At 73.2% G+C, this 15704-nt stretch carries 15 protein-coding genes and 1 riboswitch; of the genes, 3 read left to right on the top strand and 12 right to left on the bottom strand.

Features of this window, described 5'->3' with window-relative positions; translation table 11 throughout:
- Positions 1 to 86: 86 nt before the first annotated feature.
- From thiI to thiO, 7 genes are all read right to left on the bottom strand, one after another.
- Positions 87 to 1379: a tRNA uracil 4-sulfurtransferase ThiI gene (gene thiI, locus ABZ635_RS25960; protein ID WP_357769720.1), complete on the bottom strand. Its 1293-nt coding sequence runs from the start codon at positions 1377 to 1379 to the stop codon at positions 87 to 89.
- 179 nt (positions 1380 to 1558) lie between these two features.
- Positions 1559 to 2584: a 6-phosphofructokinase gene (locus ABZ635_RS25955; protein ID WP_357769718.1), complete on the bottom strand. Its 1026-nt coding sequence runs from the start codon at positions 2582 to 2584 to the stop codon at positions 1559 to 1561.
- 152 nt (positions 2585 to 2736) lie between these two features.
- Positions 2737 to 3402 (bottom strand): response regulator transcription factor, encoded by a 666-nt coding sequence (locus ABZ635_RS25950; RefSeq protein WP_357769716.1) that lies wholly within the window; start codon positions 3400 to 3402, stop codon positions 2737 to 2739.
- Between the two features lie 82 nt (positions 3403 to 3484).
- Entirely contained in the window at positions 3485 to 5467 is a 1983-nt protein-coding gene (pknB, locus tag ABZ635_RS25945; protein WP_357769714.1) for a Stk1 family PASTA domain-containing Ser/Thr kinase, read from the bottom strand.
- A gap of 389 nt (positions 5468 to 5856) precedes the next feature.
- A complete protein-coding gene (locus ABZ635_RS25940) occupies positions 5857 to 6657 on the bottom strand; it encodes a thiazole synthase (protein ID WP_357769712.1) in 801 nt (266 codons plus the stop codon).
- Between the two features lie 3 nt (positions 6658 to 6660).
- Positions 6661 to 6873 carry a sulfur carrier protein ThiS gene (gene thiS / locus ABZ635_RS25935; protein ID WP_357769710.1) on the bottom strand — a complete coding sequence of 71 codons (213 nt, stop codon included), beginning with the start codon at positions 6871 to 6873 and terminating at the stop codon, positions 6661 to 6663.
- A gap of 2 nt (positions 6874 to 6875) precedes the next feature.
- Entirely contained in the window at positions 6876 to 8102 is a 1227-nt protein-coding gene (thiO, locus tag ABZ635_RS25930) for a glycine oxidase ThiO (protein WP_357769708.1), read from the bottom strand.
- Positions 8071 to 8180, bottom strand: a riboswitch (TPP riboswitch). It overlaps the preceding gene by 32 nt.
- 121 nt (positions 8181 to 8301) lie before the next feature.
- Between thiO and ABZ635_RS25925 the strand changes: the two genes are divergently transcribed.
- Positions 8302 to 8661, top strand: a complete 360-nt coding sequence (locus tag ABZ635_RS25925; RefSeq protein ID WP_357769706.1) for an Rv2175c family DNA-binding protein — start codon at positions 8302 to 8304, stop codon at positions 8659 to 8661.
- Positions 8662 to 8729: 68 nt separating this feature from the next.
- The gene (gene thiE / locus ABZ635_RS25920) at positions 8730 to 9401 is read left to right on the top strand and encodes a thiamine phosphate synthase (protein ID WP_357769704.1); all 672 of its coding nucleotides are present in this window, start codon (positions 8730 to 8732) and stop codon (positions 9399 to 9401) included.
- Between the two features lie 112 nt (positions 9402 to 9513).
- Here thiE and ABZ635_RS25915 read toward each other — a convergent pair whose 3' ends face one another.
- Together ABZ635_RS25915 and ABZ635_RS25910 are read right to left on the bottom strand one after the other, a co-directional pair.
- Positions 9514 to 10281 (bottom strand): ABC transporter permease, encoded by a 768-nt coding sequence (locus ABZ635_RS25915; protein ID WP_357769702.1) that lies wholly within the window; start codon positions 10279 to 10281, stop codon positions 9514 to 9516.
- A complete protein-coding gene (locus tag ABZ635_RS25910; protein ID WP_357769699.1) occupies positions 10278 to 11216 on the bottom strand; it encodes an ATP-binding cassette domain-containing protein in 939 nt (312 codons plus the stop codon). The genes ABZ635_RS25915 and ABZ635_RS25910 overlap by 4 nt, the downstream gene beginning before the upstream one ends.
- 85 nt (positions 11217 to 11301) lie before the next feature.
- Between ABZ635_RS25910 and ABZ635_RS25905 the strand changes: the two genes are divergently transcribed.
- On the top strand, positions 11302 to 12078 hold the full coding sequence (locus tag ABZ635_RS25905) for a TetR/AcrR family transcriptional regulator C-terminal domain-containing protein (protein ID WP_357769697.1): 777 nt from the start codon (positions 11302 to 11304) through the stop codon (positions 12076 to 12078).
- Here ABZ635_RS25905 and ABZ635_RS25900 read toward each other — a convergent pair.
- The 3 genes from ABZ635_RS25900 to ABZ635_RS25890 all read right to left on the bottom strand — a co-directional run bounded on the left by ABZ635_RS25900 (position 12075) and on the right by ABZ635_RS25890 (position 15457).
- Positions 12075 to 13055 (bottom strand): zinc-binding dehydrogenase, encoded by a 981-nt coding sequence (locus ABZ635_RS25900; RefSeq protein ID WP_357769695.1) that lies wholly within the window; start codon positions 13053 to 13055, stop codon positions 12075 to 12077. The two genes, ABZ635_RS25905 and ABZ635_RS25900, sit on opposite strands and share 4 nt — an antisense overlap.
- A 150-nt stretch (positions 13056 to 13205) precedes the next feature.
- A complete protein-coding gene (locus ABZ635_RS25895) occupies positions 13206 to 14099 on the bottom strand; it encodes an SDR family oxidoreductase (protein WP_357769693.1) in 894 nt (297 codons plus the stop codon).
- A 68-nt stretch (positions 14100 to 14167) separates the two neighbouring features.
- Complete coding sequence (locus tag ABZ635_RS25890; protein WP_357769690.1) at positions 14168 to 15457, bottom strand: DUF418 domain-containing protein; 1290 nt, start codon at positions 15455 to 15457, stop codon at positions 14168 to 14170.
- Between the last annotated feature and the right edge of the window lie 247 nt (positions 15458 to 15704).

Raw genomic sequence — 15704 nt, 5'->3', positions numbered from 1 at the left:
GTCCCGGCACGGGTTCCCCAAGCGCCAGAGCGCTGACGGCGTCCGGGGCACCCGTGCTCGCGCCGCCCCCGCAGGGGCCGGCGCGCCTACACGGCCGGGGTGACGGCCTTGGCGGCGGAGGGCGCGACCTGCGCGGGCGCGGCCTCACCCAGGAAGCTGGGCCGGTGCAGCTGGGCGGTGCCCACCAGGTGCTCGGCCAGCTCCTCGGCGTCCAGCCGCTTCTCGATCTGGCGCAGGTCGCCGATCTTCGCGGCGGTCTCGACCTGGCGCGGCGTCAGCATGGTGCAGCAGTCCTCGTCGGGCAGCTCCGAGATGGACAGGGTCCCGATCCGCCGGGCCTGGTCCATGATCTCGGTCTTGTCCATGCCGATGAGGGGCCGCAGGATCGGCAGGTCCACCGCGTCGTCCAGGGCGGTGATGTTGGTCATCGTCTGGCTGGAGACCTGGCCAAGGGCGTCACCGGTGATCAGGCACTCGGCCTTGAGGTCGTCGGCCAGAGCCTCGGCGGTCTTGAGCATCAGGCGCCGCTGGGCCACGATCTGGAGCCGCTCGATGCCGGAGCTCTTCAACTGCTGCTGGGCCTTGCCGAAGGGGATCACGAACAGGCGTGAGCCCACCTGGTAGCGGTCCAGCTGGCGGACCAGGCTGTAGGCCTTGTAGATGGACTCGGGGCCGGTGAAGGGCATCCCGGAGAAGTGCAGGAAGTCCACCTTGAGGCCGCGCCGGATCATCCGGTGGGCGGCCACGGGGGAGTCGATGCCGCCGGACATCAGCACCAGGCCGCGACCACTCATCCCGGCGGGCAGGCCTCCCTGGCCGGGGATGCCGTCGGTGAAGACGAAGGCCTCGTCCTTGTCGACCTCGACGTACAGCGTGTTGTCGGGACGCTTGAGGTTCACCTTGTAGCCGTGCGCCTCGATGACCTTCGAGCCGAGGAACGCGGCGAGGTCGCCGGAGTTCATCTCGAAGCGCTTGTCGCGGCGGCGCGCACGCACGGCGAAGGTGCCCTCGCGGCCCGCCAGGGAGCGCACGGAGATGTCGACGATGGCGTCCAGGTCCTTGGCGACGCGGCGGACCAGGTGCACCCAGACCACGCCCATGACGTTGGCCATGCGGTCGGCGATCTCGGCGATCTCCAGGTCCGAGGCGCCGGGCTTTCGCACGATGATGACGCCCGCGCCGCGCTGGGACAGGCGGATGTCGCCCAGGTCGCGCACGGAGGCGCGGATGTTGTTGTGCAGGCGGCGCTCGAACAGCTTGCGGTTGGAGCCCTTGAGAACGATCTCGCCGAGCTTCATGAGCACGCAGAGCTCGCCGAGCCCGGCGTCGGCTCCGACCTCGGTTACGGGGAGCGGCGCGGACTCCAGCGACGCGGACATGGTGCTACCTCCGGAGGGTGGGGCCTGGGGTGTGCGTGGAAACGATGCCTTCCAGTATCGAACAATCCCCGGACCGCTCGGTCCATTCCCGGTGCGTACGGCCCCCGGATGAGACCCCGGACACGGGACGGCCCCTCCCCGCTGGTGGAGGGGGAGGGGCCGTCCGCAGGGGAGCGCGTCTAGCCGAAGAAGACCTCGGCCTCCTCGTAGCGCTCCGCCGGGACGGTCTTGAGGGTGTCGGTGGCCTCGGCCAGGTCGACCCGGACGATGTCGGTGCCCTGGAGGCCGACCATCTTGCCGAAGGACTTGTCGTGCACGGCGTCGATGGCGTTCACGCCCAGGCGGGTGGCGAGCACCCGGTCGAAGGCGGTGGGGGTGCCGCCGCGCTGGACGTGGCCGAGCACCACCGAGCGGGCCTCCTTGCCGGTGCGGCGCTCGATCTCCTCGGCGAGGGTCTGGCCGATGCCGCCCAGGCGCACGTGGCCGAAGGAGTCCTTCTCGCCGGTGGCCAGTTCCAGCTGTCCGGCCTTGGGGTGGGCGCCCTCGGCGACCACGATGATGGGCGCGTACTGGGTCTCGAAGCGGCTCTCGACGTGCTTGACGACCTCGTCCATGTCGAAGGGGCGTTCGGGGATGAGGATGACGTTGGCTCCGGCGGCCATGCCGGAGTGCAGGGCGATCCACCCGGCGTGGCGGCCCATGACCTCCACGACCAGCGCGCGGTGGTGCGACTCCGCGGTGGTGTGCAGGCGGTCGATCGCCTCCATGGCGATGTTGACCGCCGTGTCGAACCCGAACGTGTAGTCGGTGGCGTTGAGGTCGTTGTCGATGGTCTTGGGCACGCCCACCACGTTGACGCCGCGGTCGTGCAGCTGGCGGGCGACGCCGAGGGTGTCCTCGCCGCCGATGGCCACCAGTGCGTCCACTCCGAGGCCGGCCATGTTGTCCTTGACCCGCTCCACGCCGCCCTCGATCTTCATGAGGTTGGTACGGGAGGAGCCGAGGATCGTGCCGCCCCGGGGGAGGATGCCGCGTACGGCGGTGACGTCCAGGGGCATGGTGTCGCCCTCCAGGGGGCCGCGCCAGCCGTCCCTGAAGCCGACGAACTCGTATCCGTAGTCCTTGATGCCCTTACGGACCACGGCGCGGATCACCGCGTTCAGACCCGGGCAGTCTCCACCGCCGGTCAGCACCCCGACTCGCATACGACTTCTCCTCGACGTTGGTGGGTGTTCAGGGCGCCTGGCGCCCTATGGTCTAGACCATAGTGTGCGGGGGGAGCCCAGGCCAACCCCGCGCGGTGAACACCAACCGAAACCCGGCGTTCCGGGCGTCGCCGAACGGCGGCCCCCGCGGGTCACTCGTCCAGACCCCGGTCGATGGCGTAGCGCACCAGCTCCACCCGGTTGTGCAGGTGAAGCTTGGTGAGGGTGTTCTGGACGTGGTTCTGGACCGTGCGGTGGGAGATGCCGAGGCGGCGGGCGATCTGCTTGTACGCCAGTCCCTTGGCGACCAGCCGCAGCACCTCGGTCTCGCGCGGGGTCAGTTCGGGGGCCCGCTCCCGCTCGTCCCGCGCGGGGTCGCCCCCGGCCGACAGCCGCCGGTACTCGCCGAGCACGAGCCCGGCCAGCCCGGGGGTGTAGACGGCCTCGCCCGCGTGCACCCGCCGGACGGCGTCCAGGAGCTCCTCGCGTCCCGCGGACTTGACGAGGTAGCCGGTGGCCCCGGCCTTGACCGCCGCCAGCACGTCGTCGCTCTCACCGCTGGCCGACAGCACCAGGACCCTCGGGGGTTCGGCCAGGGACACCAGCGCGGCGGTCAGCTCCACACCGTTGGTGTCGGGCAGGTGCAGGTCGACCACGGCCAGGGTGGGCCGGACCGCCGGTGCGATCCGCAGCGCCTTGGCTCCGTCACCCGCCGTCCCCACCACCAGGAGCCCGGCCTCGGCCAGGTCCCTCGCCACCGCGTCCCGCCACATGGGGTGGTCGTCCACGACCAGCACCCGGATCTCGTCACCGCTCATGCCGCCGACCCTAACGCCGCGGCCCCCTTCCCGGACAGGGGAAGGGGGCCACGGTACCGGGAGCCCGTACGGCGGGACCGGGTCAGTCGTCGTCGTCATCCTCGTCGAGGTCGCCCAGGTCGATCCCGCCCGGGGTGGCGGTGATCTTGATCTTGGTGCCCTCGGGCGCCGTTCCCGTGTGCGACTGGTGCGCCACCACGCGACCGCCGAAGATCCGCTCGACCTCGACCTCGAACCCGGCCTTCTCCAGTTCCTTGCGTGCGTCGCGGACGGAGTCGCCGACCACGTCCGGGATCTCGACCTCCGGCGGGCCGCTGGAGACGGTCAGGGTCACGGTGGCCCCCGGGCCGACGTTGGTGCCGGTGTCGGGGGACTGGCTGATCACGAGACCCTCGGCGATGCTCTCGCTCTCCTCCTCGACGATCTCGGCGGTCAGGCCCAGGTCGCTCAGGGTCCGCTCGGCGTCCTCACGCTTCTCACCGGCCAGGCTCGGTACCGGGATGCCGCTGCTGACGGTGATGGTGACCGTCCCCTCCCGGTCGGCGTCCTGCCCGGCCTCGGGGCTGGTGCCCAGCACCTCGCCGGGGGCGTTGTCAGGGGAGTCCTGTTCCTCCTGGACGATGCTCTCGTCGTCGAAGCCCAGGTCCTCCAGCGCCTTGAGCGCGTTGGCGACGTCGTCGCCCACCAGGTCGGGCATGGACACGTTCTGGGGGCCCTTGGACAGGAACACCGTGACCGTGTCGCCGGGGGAGAGGCGGGTGGAGACCTCGGGGTCGGTGCCGCCGACCTCTCCGGCGGCGGCGTCGTCGCTGTACACGCGGTCGTCCGACACCTCCACGACCAGCCCGGAGGCGCGGATCTGCTCGCTGGCGGCCTCGGGCGACAGCCCGACCACGTCGGGGACCGACTCGAAGCGTCCGAGCAGGAACCACCAGCCCGCCACACCCACGACCAGGGCGGTCACCACGGCGCCGACCACGAGGAGGCGGTTGCGCGAGAACCACGACCCGCCCCGGTCCGGGTAGTCGTCGTAGCCGTCGTCGTCGTAGTCGTCCCGGCCCAGGTCGGCGCCGTTCATGTCGACGACCATGGTGGCGTTCTCGGTGCCGGGACCGGCACCCCCGGCGATGAGCTGGGGAGCGGTCATGGTGGCCGCGGAGTTGGCCTGGGGGGCGACGGGGGCCAGCGGTGCGCCGGAGCCCGCGGCGGTGTCCGGCAGGGCCCGCAGGACGTCCAGGACCTTCGCGAGGTACTGGCCCGCGTTGCCGGGCCGGTACCGGGGGTCGCGCTCGGTGGCCTTGGTGACCAGGGCGTCGACCTCGGGTGGCAGGTTCGGCAGGAAGTGGGAGGGGCGGGGGACGTCCTCGGTCACGTGCTGGTAGGCGATCGCGATCGGTGTCTCTCCGGTGTGCGGCTGCCCGCCGGTGAGGAGCTCGTAGAGCATGATCCCGGCCGCGTAGACGTCACTGCGCGCGTCGGCGGTGCCCTTCTCGATCTGCTCGGGCGCCAGGTAGGCGGCGGTGCCCATGAGCGTCCCGGTGCGGGTCAGGCCCTGGTTGGACTGCTCCACGGCCCGGGCCAGGCCGAAGTCGGCGACCTTGACCCGACCGTCCTTGCTGATGAGCACGTTCTCGGGCTTGACGTCGCGGTGCACCATCCCCGCCTGGTGGGCGGCGCCCAGTGCGGCCAGCACGGAGGCCATGAAGTTCAGGGCCTGCTTCGGGGCCAGCCGCCCGTGCGCCTTGAGGAGGTCGCGCAGGGTCTGCCCGGGCACGTACTCCATGGCCAGGAAGACGTGCCCCTGGTCCTCGCCCTGGTCGAAGACCTGGACGACGTTGGGGTGCGAGAGCTTGGCGACCGAGTGGGCCTCGTTGATGAAGCGCTGGACGAAGGTCGGGTCCTGCGCCAGGGAGGGGTGCATGACCTTGAGGGCCAGCCGTCGGTCCAGCCTGAGGTCGTGGGCGACGTAGACGGTCGCCATACCGCCACCGGCGATCCTTGACTCGACGAAGTAGCGACGGTCCAGCGTCGCGCCTACTAGCGGGTCGGAAGTCGTCATGTCCACGGCGGAGTTGTGTCCTTGCTGCGGGGAGCGCGGGCGTTCGCGGCCGGTGGCGCGTACCCGACACCTGGTGTCGATCCGACACCCTAGCGGAAGCCGGTGTCGGTTCCGCCCCGCGGTTCACGGTCGCGGCGGCCCCCGTGTCCACCGTCGTGGAGGCCGACCGGAGGGTCGGTTCGGGGCGTCCCGCGCCTGGGCGGTCTGGAGGTGCGGTGCCGCTCACGGCACACGCACCCCTCCCACGGTAGGGGACGGGACCAAACCCGAAGGTCACGCCGCGTGTCGGTGTCGTGACGGAGGGCGCCTCGCGGGCGCGTCGCCGCAGGCGGAGGCGCCGGGTGCCGGGCCCGCCCCCCGACGCGGCCCGCGACGGCGGTCCGGTCCGTTTGGGCTCAGACCACGTCGGGGCTGGAGGCCCTGGCGTGGCGGCGGACCGGGATGCGCCCGGCCAGCCGCGCGCCGCGCCCGGCGCGCACGGCGTCGCGCATCGCCGACGCCATCCGCACCGGGTCCTGGGCGCGGGTCACGGCCGTGGCCAACAACACCGCGTCGCACCCCAGCTCCATGGCCAGGGCGGCGTCGCTGGCGGTGCCGATACCCGCGTCGACGATCACCGGGACGCTCGACCGCTCGACGATCAGCTCCAGGTTGTGCGGGTTGCGGATGCCCAGCCCCGAACCGATCGGCGCGGCCAGCGGCATCACGGCGGCGCAGCCCAGCTGTTCCAGGCGGCGGGCCAGCACGGGGTCGTCGTTGGTGTACGGCAGAACCGTGAAACCGTCGTCGACCAGCGCTTCGGCGGCGTCGAGCAGCTCCACCGGGTCGGGCAGCAGGGTGTGCTCGTCGGCGACCACCTCCAGCTTCACCCAGTCGGTTCCCAGGGCCTCGCGGCCCAGCCTGGCGGTGCGCACGGCGTCCACGGCGGTGAAGCATCCGGCGGTGTTGGGCAGCGGGCGGATGCCGTTGCGGTCCAGGACGTCCCACACCGACCCCTGGGTGCCCGGGGTGATCCGGCGCATGGCCACGGTGGTCAGCTCGGTCCCCGACGCCAGGAGCGCCTCTTCCAGGACCTCCAGTGAGGGCGCTCCCCCCGTGCCGGTGATGAGGCGGGAACCGAAGGGGACCCCCGCGATGACCAGCGGGTCCCCGGACGTGTGGTCCCCGGCTGTCGGCGCCTCGGTGGTCTGCGTCATGGTTCAGCCTCCCTGTACCGCGGTGAGCACGTCCACGCGGTCGCCGGGCGACAGCGCGGTGCCGGTCCAGGCGGTGCGGCGCACCACCTCGTCGTTGACGGCGACGGCGATCCCCCCGGGGACGGCGCCCTCCCCGGCTCCGGTGAGGGCGCGCACGACCCCGTCCACGGTGCTCGCCGCGCTGTCCTGCGCCTGTCCGTTGATGATCAGTTCCACTGCTACTCCCACGTTCTTCTGGCGGCTGAGAACCGGCGCGCGTACGAGGGGAGCGCGCCGGTGGTGAGGGCCTCGGCCATGACCTCGCCGGTCACCGGGGCCAGCAGGACCCCGTGCCGGAAGTGTCCGGCGGCCAGGTGGAGTCCCGGGACCCGGGTGGGGCCCAGGAGGGGTTCGTTGTCGGGGGAGCCGGGCCGCAGACCCACACAGGTCTCCACGACCTCCAGCTCGCTCACCCCGGGGACGAGTTCGCGGGCGTCCCGCAGGACCTGCCAGAGCCCGCCCACGGTCAGCGAGGTGTCGTGGCCCAGCTCCTCCTGGGTGGCCCCCACGACGACCTCGCCGTCGGCACGGGGCACCAGGTAGACGGGGAACCCGCGGACCAGACCGCGAACGGTGCGGGTGACCAGCGGGGGCTCCCCGGCGGGCACCCGGGCGCGCAGCAGCTGCCCCTTGACCGGGCGCAGCGGCGGTACCACCACCGGTTCGGGCACCCGCACACGGTCGCCCCAGCACCCGGCGGCGAGCACCACCTGGTCGGCGGGGAGTTCGGCGCCGTCGGCCAGCCGCACGCCCAGACGGGCGCCACCGGGGCCGGGGGAGGAGACCTCCTCCACACGCCCGGGGAGCTCGCGCACGCCCGCGCCCTCTCCGGCCCGGGCCAGGGCGAGCAGCAGGGAACGCGGGTTCACCGAGTGGTCCTCGGGAGCCAGTACCCCGCCGCGCACCCCGGGCGCGAGCGTGGGTTCGAGGCGTCGGCACTCGCGGCTGGTCAACCGCTCTGTGGGGATGCCCAGGCGTCGCTGGAGGGCGTGCAGGTCGGTCAGGACCGCCAGGTCGTCGCGGTCGAAGGCGACCAGCAGGGTGCCGGTGCGGCGGTGGCCGACGTCCACCCCGCTGGCCTCCTGGAGTTCGGCGACGAAGTCGTCGTACAGGCGCGCCGAGCGCACCCCGAACTCCATCAGCTCCTCCTCGCCGAAGACCGCCTCGGTGGCGGGGGTGAGCATCCCCGCGGCGACGGCGGAGGCGGCCCGGGCGGAGGAGGGCGCGGTCACGGGGTCGGGTTCGACCAGGGTGACGGTCAGGCCGCGCTGGGCCGCGCGCCAGGCGGTGACCCGGCCGACGACGCCGCCGCCGACCACGACCACGCCACTGGTGGGATGAATCGTCTTCTGTGGGGGAACCTCGTCGTTGCGCACGGCGCCGTGTTCCACTCCCTTCGCCGGCATGACCCGGATCAGGTTCGTGCGGTCGGAGGCGGCGAGCCCCCCTCTCAGCCGGGTCCACCCGGCTCCCGCGGGACGTGTCTGTTCGGCCCCATCCTAGATCAGCCCGTCCGGGCCCGCCGTGGCGGGGATCTCCCAGGCAGGAAGCCCGCACGGGGCGCGACGGTCACCGGCGCCCGGTCGGGTGTGGCAGATTGGTGAGGTGACACAAAGCGATCGTGAACTCGACGAACTCGTCGGCGAATGGCTGACCCTGCGTGAGGCGGCCGCGCCGCTGGGCGTGAGCCCCAACCGCATCAAGACCCTCATCCGCGAGAACCGCCTGATGGGCGTGGTGCGCGGCGGTGAGCTCTCCATCCCCGCCGCCTTCCTGGACGGCGAGGACCTGGTCAAGGGCCTCCCGGGCACCATCGTGCTGCTCACCGACGCCGGTTTCTCCACCGAGGAGGCCCTGCGCTGGCTGTTCACCCCGGACGACACCCTGCCGGGCACGCCGATCCAGGCGATGCGCGAGAACCGGGGCACGGAGGTCCGCCGCCGGGCCCAGGGCCTGGCCTTCTGACACCCCGCACGGCCCGGAGGCACGCACCGCACGGTGGCGGCCCCGGGCCGTTGGCTAGGGTGGGGGCCGTGAGGACGAGCCACGGAACCAGCCTGCGCGAGCGCCTGGACGCATCCCTTCTGTACCTGTGCACCGACGCCCGGACCGGGAGCGGTGATCTCGCGGAGTTCGCGGACGCCGCCCTGGCCGGGGGCGTGGACATCATCCAGCTCCGGCACAAGGGGCTGGAGGCCCGCGACGAACTGGCCGCACTGGAGGTCCTTCGGGAGGCGTGCGAGCGCCACGGCGCCCTGCTCGCCGTCAACGACCGCGCCGACATCGCCCGGGCGGTGCGCGCCGACGTGCTGCACCTGGGCCAGCGCGACCTCCCGGTGCCCCTGGCGCGCGACGTGATCGGCGCCGACCCGGTGATCGGGCGCTCCAACAACGACCCCGTGGCCGCCGCGCGCTCGGCGCGGGAGCCGGGGAGCGACTACTTCTGCGTGGGCCCGACCTGGGCGACTCCGACCAAGCCGGGGCGTCCGGCGGCCGGTCTGGAACTGGTCGAACGCGCCGCGGCCCTGGGTTCGGACCGTCCCTGGTTCGCGATCGGCGGCATCGACCTGGACAACGTGGACCGGGTGCTCGACGCCGGAGCCGCCCGGGTGGTCGTGGTCCGCGCCATCACCGAGGCCGAGGACCCCCGCGCCGCGGCGAGCGCGCTGCGGGCCCGCCTGACCGCGCGGCGCGACACCGCCTGACGGGTGTGCGGACGACGGCCCCGGGAACCAGCGGTTCCCGGGGCCGTCCCGTGCGCCGTCCCGTGCCCCTCGCGGGGCCCGTCCACCGGGAGGCGACGGGGCCGGTGCGCGGTCAGCGCCGCCCGGCCCGCTGGAACAGCCAGCGGGTCAGGACCAGGGCGGCCAGGGTCAGGCCGCCCAACCAGAGGGTGAGGGGCACCGCCTGGTCGCCGACCGGGACCCCCGAGGTGAGCTCGCGCAGGGTCTCGATGGCCAGGCTGACCGGCTGGTGCTCGGCGAACCCCCGGAGGAAGGTCGGCAGCCCCTCCACGGGGACGAAGGCCGAGGACAGGTAGGGCACGAAGAGCGCGACGAACGCGAACATCCCGGCGGTGTCCGCCGAGCGCGCGGCCAGTCCCCACGCGGCGGCGGCCAGCGTGAGCAGCACGACGTAGGCGGTCACGAGCGCCGCCGCCCACGCCCACCCGGCGGCCGAAGCCTCGGGGCGGAAGCCGAGCGCGAGGGCAGCGCCCAGCACCAGCAGGGTCGACACCAGGTTGCGCAGCACTCCGGCGACGACGTGTCCGGTCACCACCGCCGAGGCGCGCACCGGCATCGTCCGCAGCCGCCGGACCACGCCCGTGGCCAGGTCCGAGTGGACCGCGGTGGCGGTCATCGACGCCCCGAATCCCGCACAGAGCAGCATCACGCCCGGGGCCACGTAGTCCACATAGGACGCCCCCTCGGTCAGCCCCTCCACGGCCGCGCCGAAGACGGTGACGAAGAGCAGCATGACGGCGACCGGGGCGACCACGGCGGTGACCATGCTGTCGACGTCGCGCAGGGAGTGGGTGAGTCCGCGCCGGGTGAGGACGGCCTCGGTGCGCAGGAGGGTGATCATGCCGTTCGTCCCTTCGCGGTGTCGGTGGCGGTCGGCGCGGTCAGGGCCAGGAACACGTCGTCCAGGGTCGGGGCGTGCGTGGTGACCCGGGCGACCGGGCGGCCCGCGCTGTGGCGTTCGTTCAGGAGCGAGCGCAGGTGTTCGGCGGTGCCGTCGCCGGGCAGCCACTCGGTGCCGCCGTCCTCCAGGGTGAGCTCGACGCGTTCCCGGCCGACCCGCCTCTTCAGGTCGTCGGCGGTGCCCTCGGCGGCGATCACGCCCCCGTGCAGAACGGCGATCCGGTCGGCGAGCACGTCGGCCTCCTCCAGGTACTGGGTCGTGAGCAGGACGGTGGTGCCCCGCTCCGCGAGACCGGTGACGGTCTCCCACAGCGTCTGGCGGCTGCGGGTGTCCATGCCGGTGGTGGGTTCGTCCAGGAAGACGACCGGTGGGGAGCCGACCAGGCTCGCGGCGAGGTCCAGGCGCCTGCGCATCCCCCCGGAGTAGGTTCCGGCGCGGCGGTCGGCGGCCGCGGTGAGGTCGAAGTCGGCGAGCAGGTCGCGGGCGCGTTCCTCGGCGGCGCGGCGGTCGGAGCCGAGGAGCCGGGCGACCATCACGAGGTTCTCGCGGCCGGTGAGCACCTCGTCGACCGAGGCGTACTGTCCGGTGGCGCTGATGGCGCGGCGGACCCGCCGGGCGGCGCGGACCACGTCGTGTCCCATGACCCGGGCGGTGCCTCCGTCGGGCCGGACGAGTGTGGTCAGGATGTCGATCAGGGTGGTCTTCCCCGCGCCGTTGGGGCCGAGCAGGGCGAGGACGCCGCCCGCGGGGACGGTGAGGTCGAGGCCGTCCAGGACCGTGTGGTCCCCGTAGCGCTTGCGTAACCCGGAGACGGTGATCGCGGGGTCGGCGCCCTGTTGGCGGAAGGGGGGTGGGGTGGTCGTCGGTGTGTCCATGTTCTACAGCGTAACACTCACGCAGTACCATTGCGCAACCCCTACGCAGTACGATTGCGTGGCGGGTACGCAATAGGGTGGTCCCATGGCTGACCAGGAGACGCCGGCGGACCCGGCACGTACCGTCCCCAAGGTGCTGCTTACCGCGTGGGGGGCCGCCCCCGCCGCGCGCAAGGGCCCGCGCCCCAAGCTCACCGTCGCCCGCATCCTGGAGACCGCGATCGCGCTCGGGGACCAGGGCGGCACCGAGGCCGTCACCATGAGCCGCACCGCCGCCGCGCTCGGAGTGGGCACCATGAGCCTCTACCGTTACGTGGAGTCCCGCTCCGACCTGCTTCTGCTCGCCGCGGACGCGGTGCTGGGCGCCCCGCCGGAGCCGGAGGGGCGGACCTGGCGAGAACGCACGCACTCCCTGGCCCGCGCGATGCGGTCCGTCTTCCGGCGCCACCCCTGGGCCAGCCAGATCCCCGTCACCGTCGAACCCCTCGCGCCCTCCTACGTCCGCTGGGCCGAGGCCGGGCTGGCCGCCCTGGAGGAGACCGGCCTGGACATCGCCGAGCGCGCCCGCGTGATGACCCTGGTCTGGACCTACGTTCGCGCCGAGGGGGAGCTCGCGGAGGAGCAGAGGCGCGCCTGGGCGGCCGAGGGTCTCGACCCGGCCGACGCCCACCGCGCCTTCGTCCACCGTCTCGACACCCTGGTCGGGGCCGACGACTTCCCCCGCGTACGCGCCCTGCTCGGCAGCGACCTGCTCGCCCCCGGTCCGGCTCCCCACGGGGAGGACGGCGCGGACGAGGCGGAGTTCGCGCGGTCGGTCGACCTCGTCCTGGACGGGGTCGAGGCCCGGGCCGCGCGCGGTTAGGAGTCCCCGGGGACCAGCAGTACCTTGCCGATGACGCGGCGTCCCTCCAGGGCGGCGTGCGCCTCGGCCGCCCGCTCCAGCGGCAGGGTCAGCCCCACGTGCGGGCGCAGGTGCCCGGCCCGGGCCTCCTCCAGCGCCAGTCGGGTCAGGTCGCTCCGGTCCGGTCCGGGCCGGGCCCGCATCTCGTACAGGCCCAGGCTGGTGACGCCGCGGCGCTCGGCCTCGGCGGGGTCGACCTCGGCGAAGGAGCCCCCGGCGGTGCCGTAGCTGAGGAACCGGCCGCCGTCGGCCACCGACCCGAAGGACGCCGTGCCGAGCGCCCCGCCGACCCCGTCGACCACCACGTCCACCCCGGCGCCGCCGGTCACCGAGCGCACACGGTCCAGCCAGCCGGGGTCCGAGTAGTCCACGACCTCCTCCGCTCCGAGGGAGCGGGCGAACTCCAGCTTCTCCACGCCCCGGGCCGCGCCGATCACCCGTGCCCCCGCGAGCCGGGCCAGCTGCACGACCAGGCTCCCCGCGCCGCCGGTGGCGGCCAGGACCAGGACCCAGGTGTCCGGGGCGAAGCGGGCGGACCGCTCCAGCATCATGGCGGTCGCCCCGTCGACCAGCAGCGCCAGGGCGTCCAGGGGACGCAGCTCGTCGGGGACCCTGACCAGGCCCTCCGCGGGGACGACCACGCGCTCGGCGTACCCGCCGTCGTCAATGAGGGTGAGCACCGGTTCCCCCACCAGGGCGGGGTCGGCGCCGGAGCCGACCGAGGCGACCCGGCCGACCACGCTGCCCCCGGGCACGTAGGGCGGGGTCTGGGGGAAGTGGTCCGGGGCCGCGCCGCCGCGGATCAGGGTGTCCAGGAAGATCACGTTGGCGGCCGTCACCTCGACCAGCACCTCTCCGGGGCCGGGCACCGGGTCGGGCAGGGTCCGGACCTCCAGGACTCCGGGGCCGCCGAACGCGTCCACGCGTACCGCGCGCATCTCCACCACACTCCTTCTCCGGGGGTGTGTACCCCTCTGGGTTCCACCCTGCTACCTCAACGAATGTTGAGGTCAAGTCCCCGGCGGTGGGGTCCCGGGCACAAGGAACCGCCGCGCGCGGGGGCACGGCGGTGGAGGGGCGGGGCGGGGTCAGACCGCCACGTGGGAGAGGGCGCTCGGATGACGGCGTAGGAACCCCTCGATGGACTGCGCCGGATGGCCGGTCAGGTCGGGCACGACGGGAGAGACGACGTCCATCTCACCGGTGGCGATCGCCGCGTAGGAGGAGGCCCAGCCCTCGACCTCCCACTCGGCGGCCCCGCTCGGGCGGCGCGACTCCAGGGCCTCCTCCCAGGTCTCGGGCACGTACCGCACGCTCCGGCCGGTCAGGCGCCCCAGCTTCTCGACGGTGGCGCCCACCGTCAGGGCCTCGGGGCCGGTCACGTCGTAGGTCGCGTCCTTCGCGGCCGCCACGGTCGCCGGGTCGGTCAGCACGGCCGCGGCCACGTCCGCCACGTCGTCGCGCGACACCCAGGCGATCCGGCCCTCTCCGGCCGGGCCGCGCACCACGCCCTCCTCGTCCACCCACCGGGGGAGCAGGTCCAGGTACAGGCTGGGTCTGAGGAACGTGTGCGACACCCCCGTGGAGCGGATGTGCGCCTCCGTGTAGAAGTGCGTGCGGGCGAAGGTGAAGGTGGACGCCGGGCCCGCCCCGAGGAACGACAGGTACACGATCCTGGACACCCCGGCCCGCAGTGCCCCGTCCACGGCGCTCAGGTGCGTCTCCACCCGGTCCTCGGACTCGGTCGCCGAGACCAGGAAGAGGGTGTCCACGCCACGGCACGCCCGTTCGAAGGCGTCGGTGTCCTCGTAGGCCGCCATCGCGGCGCTGCTCTCCGGGAACTCCGGGGCCCGGTTGATGTCGCGCACGATGAGTCGCTGCGCCCACCCGAGCCGCGCGAGCCGGGCGGCCACACGCCCGCCCAGCGCGCCGGTGGCCCCGGTCACCCCTATGGTGTGGTTTGTCATGTGATCGTCGCCCATGACAACCCATCCTCGGGTACGAGCGGCCACCGGGCGCTGATCGGCGCGCCCCTTTTTGCGGCCCCCGGTCAGGGGCTGGTGCGCTCTTGGTGCTCCTCTTCGGGGGAGGGCGCGGAGGGGGTCCGGCCGGGCTCCGGGGACCTGCGGTACGACAGCCTGCGCAGGAGTACCTCCGCGGGCCCGCGCCGTCCCGCCCGCTCCAGCGCGAGGGCGCCCGCCACCGTCGCCAGCCACACCGCGACCGCGTACAGGAACATCGTCCATGAGGTCATGTGCGCGGCGAGCCCCAGGCCCCAGGCGGCCAGGACCGGCGCGCAGAGCACCGACTGCGCCAGGTAGGCGCTCAGGGAACGCTTGCCGGTGGCGGTCAGGGCGCTCACCACGACCCCGCCGGTCCGGCCCCGCTCCTGGAGCCGGTGCGCGACCAGGGCGATCAGCGCGACGTAACCGAGCCCCCCGAAGAGGCCGGTGAACATGTGGGGGAAGGTGAGCATCAGGGACTGGTCGGGGTCCAGGTCCCAGAGGCCGACCTGGTTCAGCGCCTCGGGCAGACCGCCGAGCCATCCGACGGTGATTCCCAGGCCCGCGACCCAGCGCAGGGCGGTGAGGTGGCGGCCGGGCTCCTCCAGGAAGCCGCGGCGCGCGGCCCAGAAGCCGAGCAGGATCGCTGTGGGCACGACCAGGCCGAGCAGCCCCTGGCCCACGCTCACCAGCGGCCAGTTCAGCACGCGGTCCGCGGCGGCCGAGAGGACGGACGGGTCGCCGATGTTGCCCGCCATCTCGCTCATGTCCAAGCCGCCCGAAGCGTTCTCCGAGCCGCTGACGAAGGGCAGGGCCAGGAGGCTGAGCGCGCTTCCCAGCGCCATCAGGCCGGTCAGCACCGCGCCCCACACGACCAGGGTCACGTCCCTGCGCCGGAAGAACAACCAGCCCAGGACCAGCCCGGCCACGCCGTAGGCGCCGAGGATGTCGCCCATCCACAGCAGCAGGGCGTGGACGAAGCCGAACACGACCAGCCACAGGTTGCGGCGGCGCAGCAGGGCGTTGACGCCGCGCACGTCGGCCCCGGCGGCCTCCTGCCGCCGGGCCAGCTGCGTCATGCCGTAGCCGAACAGGAACGCGAACATCGGGTAGCTGCGCATGTCCACGGCCACGATGGTGAAGAACTGGGCCGCGGAGTCCAGGGAGCCCTCGGGGACGGGGTGCATGGCCGGACCGTCGCTCGGCGTCGCCGCCCACAGGTACCAGACGGAGTTGGCCAGGGCGATGAACAACAGCATGAAGCCACGTGCGAGGTCGGGCGCGAGAGCCCGGTCCGTGGTGCCGGTCGGCCCGAGCACGGGGGTCTGTCTGGGCATGGGAGTGCTCCGGTGTCGAGATGTATCGTGACCACCGATTCAATCCGCAGCCGGACAGAGGGCGCAACCGGAATAGGGCAGGGGAAATCCCCCGAAGTCGCCGGGGTCGACCCCTAGGCACTGTTTTTTAGAAGTTGGGAGTGGAGCAGGGCCTGCGCTGGCATCGTGGTCGATGTGTCTGGCCGTCATGAACTCACCGATGCCGAGTGGGCCCTGCTCGCCCCGCTCCTGCCCGCCGACCCTGCCA

The sequence above is a fragment of the Nocardiopsis sp. NPDC007018 genome (assembly GCF_040635075.1).
GTDB lineage: Bacteria > Actinomycetota > Actinomycetes > Streptosporangiales > Streptosporangiaceae > Nocardiopsis.
Note: the sequence above shows the minus strand (reverse complement) of the source record. Positions and strands in the feature narration are given on the sequence as shown.